We start from the raw sequence: 19,532 nt of genomic DNA, 5'->3' as shown, positions 1-19,532 counted from the left end.
CGCTCGAAAACGCTATGTTCACGTCGCGATCGGCGCGCCATCCCGCTGGATGACCTGCGGGTGGCCCTGCTCGTCGATCGAGACGTAGGTGAAATTGCCGTCGGTCACCAGGATCGACCGCCGGTCCTCGCGGCGCAGCGACCAGGCTTCAAGGTGGACCGTGATCGAGGTCCGGCCGATCCGGACCAGATTGGCGTGTACCGACACGAGGTCGCCGACATAGACGGCTTTGCGAAAATTCATCGCGTCGATCGCGACCGTGACGGTGCGTGAATTTGCGATCTTGGACGCAAACACGCCGCCGCCGATATCCATCTGGCTGAGCAGCCAGCCGCCAAAAATGTCGCCATTGGCGTTGGTGTCGGCCGGCATCGCCAGCGTGCGGATGCAGAGATCGCCGCGCGGCTCGGCTTCCGTGGTCAGCGGGGCATGCGTCTCGCTCACTTGAAATTCTCCCAGCCGGCATCGGGCGTAAACCTGCCCCCGAATTTCTCGGCGAGCGCGCGCAGGGTCGCGACCACATTGTCGACGCCGCGGCTGCGGGCGTAATTCAGCGGGCCGCCGCGGAACGGCGCATAACCGGTGCCGAAGATGACCGCGCCATCGACCACGTCGGCATTGTCGACGACGCCTTCGCGCAGGCAGGCGACGCAGACGTTCGACATCGGCAGCATCAGGCGATCGATCATCTCGGCCGATGGTTCCGAGATGGAGGGCACGGTCGACGAAGTATCCGCCTTGCCGTCCTTCCAGATGTAAAACCCCTTGCCGGACTTGCGGCCGAGTTCGTCCTTGGCGACCTTTTCCCGCAGCCATGCGGGCGTCGGCGGCAGGGCGTCGCCGAATTTCGAGCGCAGCATGTCGCCGACGTCGAGGCAGATATCGAGGCCGACCTGGTCGGCGAGCTCGATCGGGCCCATCGGCATGCCGAATTTTTTCGCCGCGGCGTCGATGACCGATTTGTCGATCTTCTCGTCGAGCATCACCATCGCCTCCAGCATGTAAGGCGTCAGCGCGCGGTTGACGAGGAAGCCCGGCGAAGACTTCACCGGCAGCGGCAGCCGGTCGATGGCGCCGACAAAGGCCAGCGCCTCCTTCAGGAGCTGCGCATCCGTGCCGTCATGGCTGACCACCTCGACCAGTTGCAGCCGCGACACCGGGTTGAAGAAATGCAGACCGAGCAGGCGCTCGGGCTTTTGCAGGGTGGTGCGCAGGTCCTGCAGCGGAATGCTCGATGTGTTGGTGGCGAGGATCGCGCCGGGTTTCATCACGGGCTCCAGCCCGGCATAGACCTTCTGCTTCAGCTCGAGCTTTTCCGGCACCGCCTCGATGATGAGGTCGGCGTTGCGGACGCCCTCGCCGCCGATGTCGGGCATCAACCTGTCATGCGCGTCCCTGACATCGGTGCGCTTGCGCAAGATCTTGCCGTACAGATCCGAGGCGCGCTTGATCGCGCCAGCGATCGGCTCGGGCTTCATATCCGCGAGCGTCACGCGCATGCCCTGGCCCGCTACCCAAGCCGCGATATCGCCGCCCATCGCGCCGGCGCCGATGACATGGACATGCCTGATCTTGTTGCCGCTGCCGGCGAGCTTCTTCATCTGCTCGCGCAAAAAGAACACCCGGATCAGGTTCTGCGCCGTCGGCGTCACCATCAACTTGGCGAACGACGCCTGTTCGGCGCGCAGCATGCCGTATTTGTCACCGCCGTACCGTTCCCAGAGATCGATCAGCGCGTAGGGCGCGGGGTAATGTTCCTGCGGCGCCGCCTTGGCCGCCTCGCGACGCATCCGCGAGGCGAGGAGTTTGCGCGCCGGCTCCCAGTTCAGGATCGAGTTGAGTACGCCAGGTGCGGCGCGCTTCAGCCGCCCGAACACGGCATCCTTCACCGCGTTGCGGACATGCCGCTCCTGCGTCACCGCGTCGACCAAGCCCAGCGATTTGGCCTTGCGCGCGTCGATGGTCTTTCCGGTCAGCATCATCTGCATCGACTGCATCGGATTGACCAGCTGCGTGAATCGCACGGTGCCGCCGAGACCGGGATGCAGGCCGAGCATCACCTCGGGAAAGCCGAAGCGCGCATCATCGATCGCGATCCGCATCTGGCAGGCGAGCGCGACTTCAAGACCGCCGCCCAGACAAAAGCCGTGGATCACGGCGACCGTGGGCATGCGCAGCGCTTCGAGCCGGTCGATCACCGCATGTGCCCGGCCGATTTCGGTCTCGACGGACAGCACATCGCTCGCACCGCGAAACGCGTTGACATCGGCGCCGGCGATGAAGCCGGATTTTTTGGCGGAGCGGATCACGAGGCCCGCGGGCCGCGCGCTTTCGAACTCGCCGAGCACCTTGTCGAGCTCTTCGATCAGATCCGCCGACAGTGTATTGGCGCTGGCGCCTTCGCGATCGAACAGCAGCCAGGCGATGCCATCCGAGTCGCGGGTCAATTTGAAATTCTTGTACGGCCCACTTGCATCGGGCTTCGGCCCGAGTTCGAGCACGCGATCGCCGAGAACGCCCATGATCCTTGATTCCATGATCACACCGTCTCTATCAGCATCGCGCCGCCCTGCCCGCCGCCGATACATTCGGTGGCGATGCCGCGCCGCGTGCCCAACCGCTTCATGGCGTTGACGAGATGCAGCACGATGCGGTTGCCGCTGCAGCCGACGGGATGACCGAGGCTGATCGCGCCGCCGTCGACGTTCATTTTGGTCTGGTCGATGGCGCCGGCGGCACCATCGAGACCCAGAATCTCCTTGCAGAATTTTTCATCGTTCCAGGCCGCGAGACAGCCCAGCACCTGGGTCGCAAAGGCTTCGTTCAACTCCCAGGTCTCGATATCGGCGAGCGCGAGGTTGTTGCGCTTCAACAGTTCGGTTGCCGACAGCACCGGCCCGAGGCCCATGATGGAGGGATCGAGCGCGGACCATTGGCTGTCGAGGATCACAGCCTTCGGCGTCAGGCCATGTTTGGCAACGGCCTGCTCGGAAGCGAGGATCACCCAGGACGCGCCGTCGGTGATCTGCGAGGAATTGCCGGCGGTGACCTTGCCCCAGGGCCGCTCGAATACCGGCTTCAGCTTTGCGAGCGTGTCGGCCGTGGAATCCGGCCGTACGCCGTCGTCGTGGTCATAGAATTTGCCGTCGTGCGCGAAGGCGGTTTCAACCTCGCTTTTGAGAAAGCCCTGGCTTTGCGCGTGCGCCAGCCGCTTGTGGCTTTCGGCGGCATAGGCATCCGACTGCGCCCGCGTAATGCCGAAGAGATGCCCGACCACCTCGGCGGTCTGGCCCATGTTGAGGTCGGTAATGGGGTCGGTCAGCCCACGTTCGAGGCCGATGATCGGCTTGAAATAGGACGGCCGGACTTTCAGCGCCGCCATGATTTTGGCGCCGACGCCCCGCGCGCCCGCAAGGCCTGCGAACCAGCGCACGCCCTGCTGCGGCCACACCAGCGGCGCATGGCTGAGCGCCTCGGCGCCGCCGGCGAGGATCAGATCGGAAACGCCTTCGCGGATATAGCGGTAGCCCGTGTCGATCGACTGCATGCCGGAGCCGCAATTGATCTGGACGGTGAACGCGACCATCTTCTCGCCCATGCCGAGCCGCAGCGCCGCGACCCGCGCCGGATTCATCTCGTCGGCAATGACGTTGACGCAGCCCAAAATCACCTGGTCGAAGGCGGTGGGCGCAAAGGGCTGCCGCGCGAGTAGCGGCCGGCCGCATTGCACGGCGAGATCAACGGGGGTGAAGGGCCCGGGGCCGGAACGCGCTTTCAGGAACGGCGTCCGGCTGCCGTCGACAATAAAAACCGGTCGCGCCATCAGCTCGCCGCCCTCTGCTCACCCAATTCCTGGAAGAACTGATGCACGTCGGCGGCTTTCCTGTAAATCGGCGACAGCGCTTGCGGCGAAAAATCGTCGACCTCGATCACTTTTGCGACAGCTTCATGGGCGGCCGCGAGCTTTTCGCCCTCGGACTGGGTGATGACGCCCTTCTTCACGGCCTCTTTCCAGTCGTGCAGACGCGCGGCGTGCATCTTCTTCGAACTGTCTTCCGCCGCCGTCACCAGCAAAAACGCCCTTTCCAGCCGGGCGACGCCGCGGTCGTCATCGACATGTGACAAATCGGACGTCAGCCGGTCACGCGCCGCGGATGGCGACAGCACCAGTTGCGCGCAGAGATGGACGACCCGGTCGGATGGGCCGACCACCCGCGCGCCGAACGGCTGGACCAGGAATTTCAGGATCATTGCGACGAACCGGTTGGGCAGATTATGGAGGATTTCCGCAAAGCGGTTCTCAATGGTCTTGAAGCCGCTGGCCATGCACCATTCCAGTGCGGCGAAATCGGCACTTTGGCGGCCCTCGTCCTGCCAGCGTTTTAGCGCCGCCGACAGCAGATAGAGTTCGGAAAGGATATCGCCAAAGCGTGCCGACAGCATTTCCTTGCGCTTGAGCGCGCCGCCCAGGGTCAACAGCGCCATGTCGGCGCAGAGTGCGAATGCCGAGGAATAGCGCGAGAGCTGGCGATAGAATTTGGTCGCATCGCCTGCGTCGGGCGCCGGCGCGAACACCCCAAAAGTCCAGCTGCGGCCCCAGGCGCGGAACATGGTTTTGAAGCTGTGGCCGATATGATTCCAGAACGCCTTGTCGAAGGCGTCCAGCCCCTTGGCGCGGTCTTGCTCGCCGAGCGCGTTCATCTCGTCGAGCAGATAGGGATGGGCGCGGATCGCGCCCTGCCCGAACACGATGAGGTTGCGGGTGAGGATATTGGCGCCTTCCACAGTGATGCCGACCGGCACCGAACGGTAGAGATTGCCCAGATAGTTCTGCGGGCCGTCGATGACAGCCTTGCCGCCATGAATATCCATGGCGTCGTCGATCGCGATCCGCATCCGCTCGGTGGCGTGCAGCTTCATGATGCCGGAAATAACCGCGGGATGATGGCCTTGGTTGAGTGCGGCACAAGTGAGCCGCCGCGCGGCGTCGAGCAGGTATGCGGTGCCGGCAATGCGCGCCAGCGGCTCCTCGATGCCCTCGAACTTGGAGATGGAAATACCGAACTGCTCACGGATGCGGGCATAGGCGCCGGAGGTGCGCGCGGCATAGGCGGCACCCGCAGCCGACAGCGACGGCAGCGAGATGCCGCGGCCGGCGGCGAGCGCCGTCATCAGCATTTTCCAGCCCTGGCCGAGCCGCTCTTGGCCGCCGATAATGTAATCCATCGGGATAAAGACATCATGGCCCCAGTTCGGGCCATTCTGGAATACCTGCATCGCCGGCAGATGGCGCTTGCCGATTTCGACGCCCGGGAGGTTCGTGGGGATCAGGGCGACTGTGATGCCAAGCTCTTGTTCGGAGCCCACCAGATGATCCGGGTCGTAAGCCTTGAAGGCTAAGCCCAGCAGCGTCGAGACCGGCCCGAGCGTGATGTAGCGCTTGTGCCAGTTGAGGCGCAGCCCCAGCACTTCGCGGCCTTCGAACGTGCCCTTGCAGATGATGCCGGTGTCGACCATCGACGCGGCATCGGAGCCGGCTTCCGGGCTGGTCAGTCCGAAGCAGGGAATGTCGCGGCCATCGGCCAGGCGCGGCAGCCATTGCTGCTGCTGGTCCTTGGTGCCGAACCTCATCAGGAGTTCGCCGGGCCCGAGCGAGTTCGGCACCATCACGGTGACGGCAGCGGTGAGCGAGCGCGACGACAGTTTGCGCACCACTTCGGAATGCGCGTAGGGCGAGAAACCGAGGCCGCCATATTCCTTCGGAATGATCATGCCGAAGAATTTGTGGCGCTTGATGAAGTCCCACGCCTCCGGCGGCAGGTCGCGCCATTCCCAGTTGATCTTCCAGTCGTCGAGCATGGCGCAGAGTTCATCGACCGGACCGTTCAGGAAGGCCGTTTCCTCCTCCGTCAGCGTCGCCGGCGCATACGCCAGCAGTTTCGACCAGTCGGGATTGCCGGCGAAGAGGTCGGCGTCCCACCAGACGTCACCCGCTTCCAGCGCCTCGCGCTCGGTATCGGACATCGCAGGCAACACGCCGCGGGCCCAGGAGAAGATCGGCTTGGTGATGAAATCGCGGCGGAAGCTCATGGCGGTATCCTCATGCATCGGCAGCGCGGACGGCTATTTTAGCGGAAAGTGCCGGATTTGGGTGAACACTTCGCTTTGAAAATAGAGCGAAATTGACGCGGCCGGGCGGCAGGAGATAACGGCTGCGGGGCGTGACGGTTCCGGGGGGGTGAGGCGCGGCCTTCTGATTCATCCGCTTCGGCTTCATCGTCCGGATTGGCCGCCAGCCTCGTCCACGTCATTGCGAGCGAAGCGAAGCAATCCATTCTTACTTTGCGGCTCCATGGATTTGCTTCGCGGAGTTCGCAATGACGGAGAAATAGCTTCGCCTTCTCGCGGCACGATCTGCCCGAGGTTTGGAGGTAATTTTCGCACCTTCTCGAAATGAGAGGGCGCAGGGAACGCCGGATGCGCGCTGCACCCGCGATCTCATGTGCAACGTGCACAAAAAGGTGCGCACACGAGCATACAGGGCAGCGGAGAACATCCGACATTCCCTGCGCAATGCAATTACGGTGACACCCATTAGCCGAATTACGGTGACACTTAATGTGCAGAAGGCCACGAGTTAAATGCACTGCCTGTGAAACCGCACAGGGGCATCATTGTTGGGCCCGCGATGGAACGCGTGAGAGGGGCCGAAGTTGTCAATCAAACGTGCGGGAGAAGCTCTCATGCCCTACCGAAACAGACGCTAACTCCGTGTCGTTCTCTTCGGCTCGCTGTTCGGCTTGGCCTCCGCGGCGAGCCTCGCCATCTCTCCAGTGATGGCCGGAAGTCAGTCGTCGAACTCCTCGTCCAACTGCTCAAACGGCCGCTGCAGCCGCACCGACACGCTGGTGATCGAGGACGGGCGCGGCCGTAGCCGCGGATGGCAGCGCGTCGAGTCCTGGGAGGAGCGGCGGAGCCGCCCGATCCGTGTCCGACCGTACCGCTACCGTGACGACTGAGTGCACTCAATCATGGCCTAGAAGGCCACACGAGTTAAGTGCACTGTCACCGAAATCTCACACGAGTTAAGTGCACTGTCACCGAAATCTGTAGTACCAGGAAATTGCGACAGTCGCGCGTAGTCCGTAGGGCGGGTTCGCTTTAACCCGCCGCTCGATTGCGAGGTGGCGGGTTAAAGAGAACCCGCCCTACGAAGGCCTGCAAATCGGAACTGCATAATTCGGTGACAGCGCATTTAATGTGCAGAAGCCACGAGTAGCTCAATTTCGAACCAATTAGCCGAGAACACTTACTTCCTGGGCCCTTTCAAGAGCTCTTCTGCTGCCCCGACGCCGCTCTTTGCCTTGAGTGTCAGCGCTGTCGGTTGTGGGCTCCATTCGGAAACCAATTTTTCCGCTTTCTCAAGTTCTGCTTTGGACAACCTGGTGGCCATCTCATTCACATTTTTTTTGGGCGCCAGTTTTGAGAGTTTGAAATACGCATACGACAACGACAAATCTCTTGGCGCTCCTTTTCCTGCGGAATACGACATCGATAAACTAAAGAGGGCGCCGGGCAATCCCTGGTCGCCTGCCATCTTCCACCACTTTAGCGCCTCTTCTGAATTTCCCTGTTTGTCATACAGAATGGCAACATCGTGCTGGGCAAGCGCATAACCGGCTTTGGCAGCAACAAGTTTGTATTTCAATGCTTCATCTGCGTCATACGCTACAACGCCCGCGCCTTGCCCGGCGTAATAGCAACCAAGCTTATAGGCTCCCAGCGGGTCGTTGGATGCGGTGGATTTTTGAAACCACTCAAATGCCTGCCTCGGATCTTTTTGGGTGCCGATGCCATTGTTGTGCATCATGCCAACATGGTATTGCGCCTCTGCATCTCCCTTATTGGCCAATGCCACCATCGCATTGAAGGTGTCCGCTTCATTTGCATTGGCGGGAATTGAAAAAACCAAAAGGCATGAGAAAGCTAAGGCAATAACTTTCATGTTAATTCCCCAATTGGTGGGCACCACCGTGGCCGTGATGGAGAACAAAGCCCGCTTGTTCATTTTCATCTCTGAAGCCAATTTGGCTGGAGCAAGGGAGACGTCATTGCCGGTAATTGACCGGCGCGGCCTACCGGGCATTAGTCGCGTCAATGCGAAAACTGGTTCACGGCCGGTCCCAGCCCGTGCCGTTTGGGCCGATTGGGTGAAAGCCCGCATGCCCCGCGAGGTCGGTCTTGCTAGCGCCAGACATCATCGACCGGCGGCAAGCCCGGAAAAGTGCTTTCAGCAGATGCTCAATTGTTTGGTTGCCACCAGCCAAAAATCGCAACAAAGAGGCATGCAGCCAGGCTGGTTATTTCGGCGCCGATTAACATCCAGTACCGAACCGGCGCCGTATCTCTGTGAATAACATCATGCGACCACCAATCCAGCAGATCGGAGTTGATGTACTCGATTTTTCTCTCGAAAAGGCCATTGCGCACCAGGCGGCAGCAATCAGCGCACAAATAGATCGCGACGAGGCGAGCGACGATTTCGCAAAGGAAAAATTGCATTCCGCATCCGCTCATCAGGCAATGGCGCTACCTCGCTTGAGTGTGGCCTGATCTGCCGTTGGTTCAATGGCGGGCGCATCGCGGTGACGGTTTTTGGCAACCCAAGACCCCTGCAAGGCTCAGGGGCGCACCGCTGATGCCGAGCAGTTCTTCAAGCAGTCGATGGCATTCCGGGAAGGCAGGGGTCGAGACGGAGCTGAATATGCGGGCGCAGGGCCCTCGCTCATCCCGCCCCCGCGAAGAGCGGCGCGACCAGCTCAATCCGGCCTTACCATCTCGAACATGTTTTCCGGCTTGATCTCGAAGTAATCGCCTTTGCGGCCGGCGCGGACGATCGGACGGGCCCTGCCGGTCTGGTAGACGCCGTCCTCGATCAAGGCCTTGTCGATGTGCACGGCAACGACTTCGCCGAGCGTCAGCCAGGCCTGCGCCTTGTCGCCGTTGGCGCCCTGCAGCTGGATGATCTGGGTCAGCCGGCATTCGAACGCGACCGGGCTTTCGGCGACGCGGGGCACATTGACCAGCTTGCCGGGCACCGCGGTGAGGCCGGCGATCTTGAACTCGTCGACGTCATGGGCGACATGGGCTGCCGTGGCGTTCATCTGCTGCGCCAGATCCATGGTGGCGAGATTCCAGACGAATTCCTTCGTCTCCTGGATGTTGGCGGCGCTGTCCTTCCAGTTGGTGGAGGAGAAGCCGATGATCGGCGGGTGATAGCAGAAGGCGTTGAAGAAGCTGTAGGGCGCCAGATTGACGTTGCCCTTGGTATCGCGCGATGAAATCCACCCGATCGGGCGCGGCGCGATGATGGCGTTGAAGGGATCGTGCCTGAGGCCATGGCCCTTGGCGGGCTCGTAATAATGCAGGTCTTTTGGGCTCTTGGCGTCCATTCAAGTTTTTCCTTCAATCGTAGGGCGGGCAAAGCGTAGCGTGCCCACCGACTTAATTGAAGTAACAATGGTGGGCACGGCGCATGCGCCTTTGCCCACCCTACAGCAACAAAGCGAACCTCAGCTCGTTTTGCCGCGCGGGGCCAGGCTGGCGAGGATGAAATCGATCATCCGGTCGATGGTCGGGCCCGGCTTGTTGGCGCATTGGGCGATCATCTGGGGGTGGAAGAACCGGATCATGGCGGTGCAGCAGCACAATGCCGTCTGCTCCAGATCATCGACCTCGAATTCGCCGGAGGCCACGCCCTGCGCGATCACGCTGCCCATCGTCTGGGTAATCAACATGATATGGGCGTTGCAGACCTCCCAGTCCTCCTCCATGGCGATCGCGACCATCTCGTGCAGCTTGGAATCGCCGACATAGCGTTCCGAGTTCATACGGTGGACGGTCTTCATCAGCTCGCGCAGCCGGGGCGCGGCCGGGCCGGACCGGTCCGCTATCCGCTGCGCCTCGATCTCGACCTCGCCCATCAGGCCGCGCGCGACGCCTTCGTGGATCGCCTTCTTGGAGTCGAAGAAGCGATAGACGTTGGCCGGGCTCATGCGCAGTTCTTTGGCGATGTCGGCGACCGTGGTCTTCTGGTAGCCGATCTGCCTGAACAGACGCTCCGCCACCACGAGAATCCGCTCCCGTGTGTCGGTCTCTACATTTTCAGAAATCAGCGTCATGTCAGAACTCAATGTTCAATTATTCCGCCGCGTCGGCAAGCGGAAATGCGATTGGGGACTTGGCCGGATCATGAGCATGTTGCGGCGCAAGATCAGGCTGCTTGGCTTGGCCGCTTTCTTCCAGGCTCTTGCGGAACCAGAGCGCGTAGAGGCCCGGCAGGTACAGCAAGGTCAGGAAGGTCGCAACAAACAAGCCGCCCATGATGGTGATCGCCATCGGGCCCCAGAAGGCCGAACGCGACAGCGGGATCATGGCCAGGATCGCGGCCAGCGCCGTCAGGATCACCGGCCGGGCACGCCGGACGGTGGCTTCGACGATGGCTTCCTTGCGCGTCATGCCATGGGAAACGTCGGTCTCGATCTGATCGACCAGGATGACCGCGTTACGCATGATCATGCCAGCCAGCGCGATCAGGCCGAGCAGCGCCACGAAGCCGAACGGCTGATTGGCGATGTTGAGGCCGAGCGAGGCGCCGACGATACCGAGCGGCGCCGTCAAGAACACCAGGATCAGGCGCGAGAAGCTCTGCAGCTGGATCATCAGGAGCGTCAGCATGACCAGCGCCATCAGCGGAAACAGCACGGCGATCGAGGCATTGCCCTTGGCGGATTCCTCGAACGCGCCGCCCGGCTCGATCCGGTAGGCCGGCTCGAGGCTGTCGCGGATCTGCTGCAGCTTCGGCCAGATCTGATTGGTGACGTCGGGCGCCTGCACGCCGTCGGCGACGTCGGTGCGCACGGTGATGGCCATGTCGCGGTTACGCCGCCACAGGATCGGTTCTTCGTGGGCGTATTCGATCTTGGCGATCTGCTGCAGCGGCACCGCAACGCCGTTGCGTGAGGTCACGGTGAGATCGCCGACGCGGCCGAGATCGAGCCGTTCGGAGGGCACGGCGCGGGCAACCACGCCGACTTTCTCGATACCGTCGCGGATGGTCGTGACCGGCGCGCCCGAGATCAGCATACTGAGCGCCTGCGAGACGTCCTGCGGGGTGAGGCCCAGCGCACGGGCGCGATCCTGGTCGACCACGAGCTTGAGGTAGGGCGACTGTTCGTTCCAGTCGAGCTGCGGCTCGAGGGCATTGGGATTCTGCCGCATCACGTCGCGCACCTGATAGGCGATGTCGCGCACCTTGGTGGGATCGGGGCCGATCACGCGGAACTGAACCGGGAAGCCGACCGGCGGGCCGAAATTGAAACGGTCGACACGCACGCGCGCCTCGGACAGGTCGCCGTTGCCGACCGCCTTCTCCAGCCGCGCCTTGATGCGCTCGCGGGCCTCGACGTCCTTGGAGACGATGACGATCTCGGCAAAAGCTTCATTCGGCAGCTGCGGGTTGAGGCCGAGCCAAAACCGCGGCGAACCCTGGCCGACATAGGAGGTATAGGTCGCGATGTCCTTGTCGTCCTTGAGCAGCGCCTCCGCCTTCTTCACGGAGTTTTCGGTGACGTTGAAGGCGGTGCCTTCGGGCAGGCGCAACTGCAGGAACAGTTCGGGGCGTTCCGACAGCGGGAAGAACTGCTGCTGGACATTGCCGAAGCCGACGATCGAGAGCGCGAACACGCCAACCGTCGCCACCACCACCTTGATGCGGTGGTCGACGCACCACTGCACCATGCTGCGCAGGATGCGATAGACCCGCGTTTCATAGACCGCGTGCGGATCGTGGTTGTGATGGACCTTGATGTTCGGCAGCAGCTTGACGCCGATATAGGGCGTGAAGATCACGGCGACGAACCAGGACGCCACCAGCGCGATCGCCACGATCCAGAAAATGCCGCCGGCATATTCGCCGACCGCTGAATTGGCAAAGCCGATGGGGAGGAAGCCAGCGGCCGTGACCAGCGTCCCCGTGAGCATCGGAAACGCAGTTGATTCCCAGGCAAAGGACGCCGCGCGCACGCGGTCCCAGCCCTGCTCCATCTTCACCACCATCATCTCAACCGCGATGATGGCGTCGTCGACGAGCAGGCCGAGCGCGATGATCAGCGCGCCCAGCGTAATACGATGCAGATCGATCGACATCGCGTTCATGACGATGAAGACGATCGCCAGCACCAGCGGCACCGACATCGCCACCACGATGCCGGTTCGCCAGCCCAGCGCCAGGAACGAGACGAACAGCACGATCGCCAGCGCCTCGATGAAGGAGTGCACGAACTCGCCGACGGCGCGCTCGACCACCTTGGGCTGATCGGCGATCTGCTCGACATTGATGCCCTGCGGCACCGCCTTCATGAAGTCATTGCTCGCGTTCTCGACTTCCTTGCCGAGCTCGAGAATGTTGGCGCCCTTGGCGGTGACCACGCCGATGCCGAGCGCGGGGTTGCCTTCCTGGCGCGCCTTGAAGGTCGGCGGATCGACGAAGCCGTGGGTGACGGTGGCGATATCGCCCAGCCTGAATATGCGGCCGTTGCTCTCGACCGGCGTCTCGGCCACCGCCTTGGCGCCGTCGAGCGCACCGGTGACGCGCAGCGGCACGCGCTGCGAGGAGGTCTCCACCGTGCCGGCCGGCGTGACGTTATTCTGCTTGGCCAGCGAATCGAACAGCGCCTGCGGCGTGACGCCGATCGTCGCCAGCTTGGCGTGCGAGAATTCGACGAAGATGCGCTCGTCCTGGGTGCCGTAAAGGTTGACCTTGGTGACGCCGGGCACCTTCAACAGCCGCTGGCGCATGCCCTCGGCGGCCTTCTTCAGCTGCACGTAATCGGCGCCATCGCCGGTCATCATATAGAGGATAGAGTCGACGTCGCTGAACTCGTCATTGACGTTGGGACCGAGCAGGCCGGCCGGCAACTGGCCCTGCACGTCGGCGAGTTTTTTGCGCAACAGATAAAACAGATACGGCACGTCCTTGGGCGGCGTCGAATCCTTGAACGTGACCTGCATCGCGGTGAACGCGGGTTTGGAATAGGTCTGCACCTTCTCGAAATAGGGCAGTTCCTGCAGCTTCTTCTCAATGGGATCGGCGACCTGGGTCTGCATCTCCTGGGCCGTCGCGCCCGGCCAGATCGCCGAGACGTTGACCACCTTCACGGTGAAGAACGGATCCTCGGCGCGGCCGAGCCGCTGATAGGAGAAGTAGCCGGCCACACCCAATGCGATCATCAGGAACAGGATCAGCGTCGGATGGCTTACCGCCCAGCCCGAAAGATTGAAGCGCTTCATGTCACTCTCCAACGAATTCCGTTGCTACCTGTCACGCCTCAGAACGACAACGACGAGACGACACGGACCTTCTGGGCCGGATCGAGCTTCTGCACGCCGAGCGCGATAACCTTGGCGCCTTCCGGCACGCCGCCGGTGATGACGACCGAATTGCTCTCATAGGATTTTACGACGACGGGCTTCAGCGTCACGGCGCCGGCATCGTCGACGATATAGAGCGAAGGATTGCCGCCCTGGCTGTACAATGCCGACAGCGGCACCTTGGCGACGTTCTCGGTGGCGGGATCGGACAGCGTCAGCGTTGCGGTCATGCCGAGCGAAACGTTTTCGCCGGCGCCGGGCAGCGAGAATTTTGCAAGGTAGGTCCGCGTCGCCGGATCCGCGTTGGGCGCGATCTCGCGCAGCTTCGCGACGTATTTCTTGTTGGCGTCCGACCACAGCGTGACGGAGGCAGCGCCATCCTTGGCGCGGCCTACCAGAGTCTCGGGGATTGCGACCACGGCTTCCTTTTCGGCAAAGCGCGCGACACGAACCGCGGTCTGGCCGGAGGCGACGACCTGGCCGGCGTCAATGAGGGTCGCGGTGACGACGCCGCGGGTATCGGCGACCAGCGTCGCATAAGAGAGAGAGTTCTTGGTCAGTTCGACCGAACGTTCGGCGCGATAGAAGCGCGCGCGGGCCTCATCGGCGGCGGCGCGGCTCTGGTCCATCTGCGCGTCCGTGGTCCAGCCCTTGGCGCGCAGATCCTTGGCGCGCTGCTCGGAGGCGGTGGCCTGCGCCAGCACGCCGGTGGCGGCGCGGTATTCCGCTTCGGACTGCTCGGCCTGCAGCTTCAGATCGACTTCATCGAGGGTGGCGAGCGGCTGGCCGACATCAACGGTCTGGCCGACCTCCACCAGGCGTTTTGCAACTTTGCCCGGAACCCGGAAACCCATGTCGGTCTCGATCCGCGGCCTGATGGTGCCAACAAAACTGCGTTCCGGCGTTTCTGCCTCATAATGCACGGTCGCAACCAGAACCGGACGCCCGGGAGCGGCCTTTTCGGCCGCCTTTTCGTTGCAACCGGTCAGCGCGAACACGGCGAATGCCAGCATCGCTCCAGTCAAGAGCCTGTAATAGCTGGATAAAACGGAACGGGCGAACATCGAACTCTCCATCGGCTGCATGCCTGATGATGAGTATCGAATGTTCACTGATGAATGTCAATATTCGTCAGTGAACACCAATTCGTGAGTTAAGTGGGTGGTGAGGGCACCAATGCCTCGTCGCCCCTGCGGAACGCAGGAGCCCATGACCACGACTGCCGGTGACGCGAAAGACCACTGGCCGCGTGCCCATTCCCTCTGCCGCGGCGTATGGGCCCCTGCGTTTCGCAGGGGCGACGGCGAGAGTTATTCCCTGCGCTGCCGAACGCATTCGCGAGCCGCGGGGCGCAATGCGCTCGCAAAACCTTATCGCTTCGCCCGCTTTGCGGCCTTGCTGGATTTTCTGCCGGACTTCTTCGCAGCAGCCTTGGTCGTCTTGCTGGACTTAGTGCCAGTCGATTTCCTGGCCGCCTTCTTGGTGGTCTTCGCGGTCTTGCTGGCAGACTTCTTCGCCGCCGACCTCCTGCTCGCCGTCTTAGCCGCGCGTTTCGGCGTTGCCCGTTTCCGCTTCCGCGTCGGAGCCGTCGTAACGGGCGGCACCATCAGAGGATCGGAAACCAGACCGTCAGCCGCCAGCGGCATATAGGCGACGGCGCGTTCATCCGCCTTGAGCGCCGGCGCGTCGGCTTTGAGTGCAAGGCTCGCCGCATCGGTCGCGGCTTTTGCGACGTCCTTCACCGTCTCGGTGAACCTCTCCAGAATTGATTTGTCCTTGTCCATGACGCCTCCCGGCGATCCGGTTGTTGCAAACCAACCGGCCGGAAGGCCGCAAGTTCCCAAACGGAAACTCACTCCGCGAGCTGAAACCGCTCGAAGCGATGCAGTTCTTCTTCGATGCGGCGCTTGTATTCCTTGCGGGCGCTGCGCGCGGCGCCCTTGCCGACCCAGCTCCACTTCTGCATCAGCAAATTTTTGTTCTTGCGGTCGGTCTTCAGATCAATCGCGGCGACGATGTCTTCACCGACCAGCACCGGCAGTGCGAAGTAGCCGAACAGGCGCTTTTCCCGGGGCACATAGGCCTCGAAACTATGGCCGTAATCGAAGAACAATTCGGTGCGCTTGCGCTGGATGATCAGGGGATCGAACGGCGAGAGGACGTGCACGAGGCCGCCATCGCCCTCGCCTGCCGGTTGCTCCAGCGTCTCGGGCCGCGCCCAATGTTCCTGCTTGCCCGCGCCTTCGAGCGCGACCGGGATCATTTCCTTGCGGCGGACGCGCGCCTCGATCAGGCGCCGCACCGCCGTCTTGCTTGGCGCGTCGAGATGACAAATCGAATCGAGGCTGACGAGCCCTTGCGCCCGCAACGCACGATCGAGCAGATAGGTGGTCGTCTCCAGGCTCGACGCCGGCTTGGGCGGTTTGTCCCAGCCGAAATGCCGCGTCATCAGCTCGTAGGTTTTCAGCATCCCGGTGCGTTCGGAGATCGTGACCGCGCCGGTGTAGAACGCCAGCTGCAGCGCCCGCTTCGAAGGCTTGCGGCTCGCCCACAGATGTTCCTTCTCCGTCAGCACGTCGTCCTCGATATCGCGGATGGTCAAGGCGCCATCGCGCTTGAGCAGCCGCATCACCTTGCGGGTGTCGGCCGGGCTGACGGACGCGAACCATTTATGGCCCTCGCGCCTGTGCAGCTTCATGTCGGGCACGAAGAAGCGAAAGTCTTTCGACGGCACATAGGACAGCGCATGGGTCCAGTATTCGAACACGCTCTTGTCGACACTCTGGGCCTGCCGCAGATCCGCGCGCCGATAGTTGGGGATACGGCTAAAGAGAATGTGGTGGTGGCAGCGCTCGATCACGTTGATGGTGTCGATCTGCACATAGCCTAGGTGCTCCACCGCGGCCACGATGGCCGCCGGCCCCTCGCCGAACGGGTCAGGCATATCGAGGCGCTGGGCCCGCAGCCAGATTCGCCGGGCCTCGGTCTTGGTCAGGGGATGGGGTGTCGTCGCGCGGGGCATCGCCCGGCAATGTAATCGGATTCGGCCGCGGGAGGAGTCCCGGATTATCGTTTCGGTCGGTCCGGGACGCTGCCGGTCGCGACATCCGGCTCGCAGGACGCCTTGCCATGGTCCGGGGCGCGGCATTTGTAGACGCTGCCGGTCAGACGATCGACCAGCCACGCGCTCTCTTCGGTCGGACCTTCGAAGGCGATATAGCGGGTGCCGAGCGCATTGATGAACGTCGATAGCAAGATCGCCGCCGCGATCATGGCCGCGCCGATCAGGGTCGGCATTGAACTTGCCGAGCCCGTAAGCTCTGGTGGACCGCTGCGATAATTTTGATACTCACGTTGACGCTTTGTCGATTGAAACACCCGCCCGCCTGTTCACTTGCCCAAACCGCTTCTTGAAACTTCTTTGGAAGTCATCTTTTGGGATTCTTCGTCAGGAATCCTGCTAGGTCCCCATCTTGCCTATTTGTTGTCCACAGATCGGCGCTGGCGCGACGGCATTGAGACCCGGCGATGAACGGCAGTGAAATTGCCGAAGACAACGCGAGTTAGGCGCTAGCGCCTGTCGGCCCCTGAGACCCGGCTTCTCGGGCAATCAGCCAGCGGACGGCCGCGCATAATAGGGCTACGATCTCGGACCATAAGCCGGGCCTTTTCGAACGTGACCTAGATCACATTGGTCGGTTTGAACCTGTCTTATTCTCGCAGCATCAAACCGCCAACCAGCCAATATGGCAGGCGTAACCCGTGAGGATGACGACCATGACCCGCTTTTATGGATTTTCCATCATGACATTCGGCGCCGCGCTGTCGATGACAGCGGGCGTGGCATTTGCCGGCGACCCCGTCTCGGCAGACAAGATCCTGCGCGCCCTGAAGCCGACGTCGGCGACCCGCGGCCTCTCGGTTGGCCCGCAGGTCAACACCGCCGCTCAGGCCAAGGAAGCCAGCTTCGTCGATACGCTGCGCAATCGCAAAACCCGGTCGCTCTCGATCGGCGAGCGCCAGGAAATTGCGGAACTCGCGGCGACCAAGCCGAAGATCGATCTCGAAATCCGCTTCGATTACAACTCGGCCGACATCAGCAAGAGCTCGATGACGGCGGTGCAGGAACTCGGCAAGGCGCTTTCGGACGCCAGCCTGAAGGGTTCGACCTTCGTGGTTGCCGGTCATACCGACGCGGTCGGCAGTGACGGCTACAACCAGGACCTCTCCGAGCGCCGCGCCGATACGATCAAGAAGTACCTGACCGAGCAGTACGGCCTCAACGCCTCCGACCTCGTGACCGTCGGCTACGGCGAGACCAGGCCGAAGGATCCGAACGCGCCGCTGGACCCGGTCAACCGCCGCGTCCAGGTGGTCAACATGGATACCAAGACCGCAGCGAAGTAAGTTCGCCCGATCAATCCGCCTGCCGGAAACGGCAGGCGGATTTTCGCGTTCTAGGGCGACCGCAAATCTATCGTCGTCCCGGCGAACGCCGGGACCCATAACCACCGATGGGTCGCGTTTACACGAGCTGTAGCTACAGCCCGGTATTACGATTGACAATTGTGGTTATGGGTCCCGGCGCCCGTGCGCAATTGCGCACTCGGCGGGGACGACTCGTTGAGAGCACTGCGTCATCCTATATCCAGTTCTGGAAGATCATCAGGCGGCCAAACGTCACCATCGACGTTTCGACGAACGCGGCCGAGATCGGCAGCATCGCGGCGAAGCCCGCTGCGCCGACAGCGACAAAGGCCCATAGCAGCCAGCGCGGCGTGGCACCGCGACGGAGCGCATAGACCAGCACGAAACTCGCGGTGGTCGCGGCCGGCAGGTAATAATAGATGAAGCCGAGCGTGCGCGGCAGCAACGCCCAGGCGACATAGGGCCCGACATAAAACGCCAGCACCAGAAACACATCCGCGCGTCGCGTCACGATCCAGTCGCGCAGGGCAATTGCAGCTGCGATCAGCGCCGGCCACAGGATCAGGGGATTGCCGAGAAAGACGACGGCCGAGATCCTGTCGTCGCCGACCTTGTCGAACAGATACCAGACCGGGCGCACCAGCAACGGCCAGGACGGCCACGAACTCATGTAGGTGTGGCCCGCGATTGCGGTCGTGGTGTTGTCGCTGAAGATGCGGCGTTGCGCCTCGATGATGTCAGGGATCGAGAAACCGTAGAGCGGCACGAAGGTCGCGAGATAGGCGCACGCCGGGATCAGCAGGAAGCAAGCCGCGAAATGCCAGGTCTTGAAATCGGGCCACAGATCGGGCCGGTACCAATCATGGGCATTGCCGTCGGCAAATTGCGTGCGCCAGCTTTGCAGAAGGCGGATCGCCGCCACGATGACGACGCAGACCGCGAGCACGAACAGCCCGCTCCATTTGCAGCCGATCGAAAGACCGTTGCACAGCCCGGCCAGGGCGAACCACAGATGCGGCCGTTGTTGCCGGAAGCCGTGCATGAACGAGGCGATCGCGAACAGGCTGAAGGTCAGCGCGAAAATATCCAGCATCGCGATCCGCGATTGCACGAACAGCATTTGATTGAAAAAGGCGAGCAGGCTCGCGGCGATCGCCGGCCCTTGCGCCGCGAACAAGGCGAGGCCGCCAAGGTACACCGCGACAATGGCGAGCGCGCCTGCCAGCACGGCCGGATAGCGCCAGCCCAGCGGCACGTCGCCGAAGGTGTGGATCGACAGCGCGATGAATTGCTTGGCCAGCGGCGGATGCATCGGGTTGAGCATCGGCTGTGGCATCACCGGCAGAAGCATCTGCCGCGCCGCCGGCACGTAATGCACCTCGTCGAAATAGAATTTTTCCGGCGTGGTGACGCCGATCAGCATCGCGAAATGCGCGAAGAAAAAGATCGTTGCCGCTGTTATGGCGGAGCGCGCAACAGGCTGATTGGGGATTGAAGTTGATGATTCAGGCACTGATTTCACGGACCAAACAAATTGCGGCAAAATTCAGTGTGGGCGGTCCGGATTTTTATGTCCATTGCATTGAACGCATTTCGAATCCGACGTCACTAACCGACGGGCTAGTAAGGCGCCGCTTGTGATAATTCTGCCACATCGCTTGCGCGCGCGATCC

The 19,532-nt window shown here is 62.2% G+C and carries 15 protein-coding genes; 1 reads left to right on the top strand and 14 read right to left on the bottom strand.

Features of this window, described 5'->3' with window-relative positions:
• Positions 1 to 18 precede the first annotated feature (18 nt).
• From ACSQ84_RS15460 to ACSQ84_RS15400, 13 genes are all read right to left on the bottom strand, one after another.
• Complete coding sequence (locus ACSQ84_RS15460; protein ID WP_436212546.1) at positions 19 to 444, bottom strand: acyl-CoA thioesterase; 426 nt, start codon at positions 442 to 444, stop codon at positions 19 to 21.
• On the bottom strand, positions 441 to 2,537 hold the full coding sequence (locus ACSQ84_RS15455) for a 3-hydroxyacyl-CoA dehydrogenase NAD-binding domain-containing protein (RefSeq protein ID WP_436212545.1): 2,097 nt from the start codon (positions 2,535 to 2,537) through the stop codon (positions 441 to 443). The genes ACSQ84_RS15460 and ACSQ84_RS15455 overlap by 4 nt, the downstream gene beginning before the upstream one ends.
• Before the next feature lie 2 nt (positions 2,538 to 2,539).
• Entirely contained in the window at positions 2,540 to 3,823 is a 1,284-nt protein-coding gene (locus tag ACSQ84_RS15450; RefSeq protein ID WP_436212544.1) for an acetyl-CoA C-acetyltransferase, read from the bottom strand.
• Positions 3,823 to 6,090 carry an acyl-CoA dehydrogenase gene (locus ACSQ84_RS15445; protein ID WP_436212543.1) on the bottom strand — a complete coding sequence of 756 codons (2,268 nt, stop codon included), beginning with the start codon at positions 6,088 to 6,090 and terminating at the stop codon, positions 3,823 to 3,825. Before ACSQ84_RS15445 ends, ACSQ84_RS15450 begins: the two co-directional genes overlap by 1 nt.
• Positions 6,091 to 7,309: 1,219 nt before the next feature.
• Complete coding sequence (locus ACSQ84_RS15440) at positions 7,310 to 8,074, bottom strand: tetratricopeptide repeat protein (protein WP_436212542.1); 765 nt, start codon at positions 8,072 to 8,074, stop codon at positions 7,310 to 7,312.
• Positions 8,075 to 8,301: 227 nt separating this feature from the next.
• On the bottom strand, positions 8,302 to 8,562 hold the full coding sequence (locus ACSQ84_RS15435) for a hypothetical protein (RefSeq protein WP_436212541.1): 261 nt from the start codon (positions 8,560 to 8,562) through the stop codon (positions 8,302 to 8,304).
• Between the two features lie 257 nt (positions 8,563 to 8,819).
• The gene (locus ACSQ84_RS15430; RefSeq protein WP_436212540.1) at positions 8,820 to 9,452 is read right to left on the bottom strand and encodes a flavin reductase family protein; all 633 of its coding nucleotides are present in this window, start codon (positions 9,450 to 9,452) and stop codon (positions 8,820 to 8,822) included.
• Positions 9,453 to 9,572: 120 nt separating this feature from the next.
• Positions 9,573 to 10,181, bottom strand: a complete 609-nt coding sequence (locus ACSQ84_RS15425; protein ID WP_436212539.1) for a TetR/AcrR family transcriptional regulator — start codon at positions 10,179 to 10,181, stop codon at positions 9,573 to 9,575.
• Between the two features lie 19 nt (positions 10,182 to 10,200).
• The gene (locus tag ACSQ84_RS15420) at positions 10,201 to 13,350 is read right to left on the bottom strand and encodes an efflux RND transporter permease subunit (protein WP_436212538.1); all 3,150 of its coding nucleotides are present in this window, start codon (positions 13,348 to 13,350) and stop codon (positions 10,201 to 10,203) included.
• 38 nt (positions 13,351 to 13,388) lie between these two features.
• On the bottom strand, positions 13,389 to 14,495 hold the full coding sequence (locus ACSQ84_RS15415; protein ID WP_436212537.1) for an efflux RND transporter periplasmic adaptor subunit: 1,107 nt from the start codon (positions 14,493 to 14,495) through the stop codon (positions 13,389 to 13,391).
• 306 nt (positions 14,496 to 14,801) lie between these two features.
• Complete coding sequence (locus ACSQ84_RS15410) at positions 14,802 to 15,215, bottom strand: hypothetical protein (protein ID WP_436212536.1); 414 nt, start codon at positions 15,213 to 15,215, stop codon at positions 14,802 to 14,804.
• Positions 15,216 to 15,283: 68 nt separating this feature from the next.
• A complete protein-coding gene (locus ACSQ84_RS15405) occupies positions 15,284 to 16,453 on the bottom strand; it encodes a winged helix-turn-helix domain-containing protein (protein ID WP_436212535.1) in 1,170 nt (389 codons plus the stop codon).
• A 44-nt stretch (positions 16,454 to 16,497) separates the two neighbouring features.
• Positions 16,498 to 16,728, bottom strand: coding sequence for a hypothetical protein (locus ACSQ84_RS15400; protein WP_436212534.1), 231 nt, complete (start codon positions 16,726 to 16,728; stop codon positions 16,498 to 16,500).
• 480 nt (positions 16,729 to 17,208) lie between these two features.
• Here ACSQ84_RS15400 and ACSQ84_RS15395 point away from each other — a divergent pair, with 480 nt between their 5' ends.
• Positions 17,209 to 17,838 (top strand): OmpA family protein, encoded by a 630-nt coding sequence (locus ACSQ84_RS15395; protein ID WP_436212533.1) that lies wholly within the window; start codon positions 17,209 to 17,211, stop codon positions 17,836 to 17,838.
• 235 nt (positions 17,839 to 18,073) lie between these two features.
• Here the strand turns inward: ACSQ84_RS15395 and ACSQ84_RS15390 are convergent, their stop codons facing one another.
• The gene (locus ACSQ84_RS15390) at positions 18,074 to 19,351 is read right to left on the bottom strand and encodes a phospholipid carrier-dependent glycosyltransferase (protein WP_436213085.1); all 1,278 of its coding nucleotides are present in this window, start codon (positions 19,349 to 19,351) and stop codon (positions 18,074 to 18,076) included.
• Positions 19,352 to 19,532 lie beyond the last annotated feature (181 nt).

This window comes from Bradyrhizobium sp. LjRoot220, from assembly GCF_964252915.1.
In the GTDB taxonomy this organism is placed as follows: domain Bacteria; phylum Pseudomonadota; class Alphaproteobacteria; order Rhizobiales; family Xanthobacteraceae; genus Bradyrhizobium.
This window is presented reverse-complemented; position numbering and strand designations above follow the sequence as displayed.

Excerpts from the sequence above, each read along its gene's own strand:
- ACSQ84_RS15455 (WP_436212545.1), bottom strand. The coding sequence starts at position 2,537 with ATGGAATCAAGGATCATGGGCGTTCTCGGCGATCGCGTGCTCGAACTC.
- ACSQ84_RS15450 (WP_436212544.1), bottom strand. The coding sequence starts at position 3,823 with ATGGCGCGACCGGTTTTTATTGTCGACGGCAGCCGGACGCCGTTCCTG.
- ACSQ84_RS15445 (WP_436212543.1), bottom strand. The coding sequence starts at position 6,090 with ATGAGCTTCCGCCGCGATTTCATCACCAAGCCGATCTTCTCCTGGGCC.
- ACSQ84_RS15440 (WP_436212542.1), bottom strand. The coding sequence starts at position 8,074 with ATGAAAATGAACAAGCGGGCTTTGTTCTCCATCACGGCCACGGTGGTG.
- ACSQ84_RS15435 (WP_436212541.1), bottom strand. The coding sequence starts at position 8,562 with ATGCAATTTTTCCTTTGCGAAATCGTCGCTCGCCTCGTCGCGATCTAT.
- ACSQ84_RS15430 (WP_436212540.1), bottom strand. The coding sequence starts at position 9,452 with ATGGACGCCAAGAGCCCAAAAGACCTGCATTATTACGAGCCCGCCAAG.
- ACSQ84_RS15425 (WP_436212539.1), bottom strand. The coding sequence starts at position 10,181 with ATGACGCTGATTTCTGAAAATGTAGAGACCGACACACGGGAGCGGATT.
- ACSQ84_RS15420 (WP_436212538.1), bottom strand. The coding sequence starts at position 13,350 with ATGAAGCGCTTCAATCTTTCGGGCTGGGCGGTAAGCCATCCGACGCTG.
- ACSQ84_RS15415 (WP_436212537.1), bottom strand. The coding sequence starts at position 14,495 with ATGTTCGCCCGTTCCGTTTTATCCAGCTATTACAGGCTCTTGACTGGA.
- ACSQ84_RS15410 (WP_436212536.1), bottom strand. The coding sequence starts at position 15,215 with ATGGACAAGGACAAATCAATTCTGGAGAGGTTCACCGAGACGGTGAAG.
- ACSQ84_RS15405 (WP_436212535.1), bottom strand. The coding sequence starts at position 16,453 with ATGCCCCGCGCGACGACACCCCATCCCCTGACCAAGACCGAGGCCCGG.
- ACSQ84_RS15400 (WP_436212534.1), bottom strand. The coding sequence starts at position 16,728 with ATGCCGACCCTGATCGGCGCGGCCATGATCGCGGCGGCGATCTTGCTA.
- ACSQ84_RS15395 (WP_436212533.1), top strand. The coding sequence starts at position 17,209 with ATGACCCGCTTTTATGGATTTTCCATCATGACATTCGGCGCCGCGCTG.